This window comes from Streptomyces griseoflavus (assembly GCF_014649995.1).
GTDB classification, from domain to species: Bacteria; Actinomycetota; Actinomycetes; order Streptomycetales; family Streptomycetaceae; genus Streptomyces; species Streptomyces griseoflavus.
Map to the genome: position 1 here is coordinate 3,833 of NZ_BMUC01000039.1, position 958 is coordinate 4,790.

A 958-nucleotide genomic window follows, 5' to 3' on the forward strand; every position below is an offset into this window, starting at 1 on the left:
CGTGTTCGCCGCCGCGCTGGACGAGATCTGTGCGCACTTCGACCGGGAGTTGGACCGGCCTCTGCGTGAGGTGATGTTCGCCGAGCCCGGTGAGCAGGCTCTGCTGGACCACACCGCCTACACCCAGCCCGCCCTGTTCGCCCTCGAAGTCGCCCTCTTCCGGCTGCTGGAGTCCTGGGGCATCCACCCCGACCTCGTCACCGGACACTCCATCGGCGAACTCGCCGCCGCCCACACCGCAGGCCTGTGGTCACTGGCCGACGCCTGCACCGTCGTCGCCGCCCGCGGCCGACTCATGCAACAACTCCCGCCCGGCGGCACCATGATCGCCATCGAAGCACCCGAGACCGACGTCCTGCCCCTGCTCGCCGGACACGAAGAGCACGTGGCGATCGCCGCCGTCAACGGACCCCGCGCCACCGTCATCAGCGGCACCGAGCACATCGTCGAGGACATCGCCGCCCAGCTCTCCGCAGGCGGCCACCGCACCCGGCGTCTGAAGGTCAGCCACGCCTTCCACTCCCCCCACATGGACCCCATGCTCGACCAGTTCCGGCAGGTCCTGGACAGTGTGGAGTTCCACCCGACGCGGCTGGCGCTGCCCGCCGGACAGGCGGTGCGCGACCCCGAGTACTGGGTCCGCCACATCCGCGACGCCGTCCGCTTCGCCGACCAGATCACCTGGCTCGAACAGCACGACACCACCCGCTACCTGGAAATCGGCCCCGGCGGCGTCCTCACCGCCCTCGCCCAGGACACCGTCACCCGCACCGACACCCTCCTCCTGCCCAGCCTGGTCAAGAACCTCGACGAGACCCACGCCCTCACCCGCGCCACAGCCGAACTCCACGTCAACGGGACACCCGTCGACTGGCAGGCCTTCTTCACCGGCCGGGGGAACACGCCGCGCCGGGTCGACCTGCCGACGTACGCCTTCCAGCGCCGCCGGTACTGGCTC

Annotated in this window: 1 protein-coding gene; it reads left to right on the forward strand. The window is 70.6% G+C overall.

What is annotated here, in order from left to right; all coding sequences use genetic code 11:
- On the forward strand, nucleotides 1–958 hold a 958-nt coding region (locus IE172_RS35055; RefSeq protein WP_190099080.1), incomplete at both ends, for an acyltransferase domain-containing protein.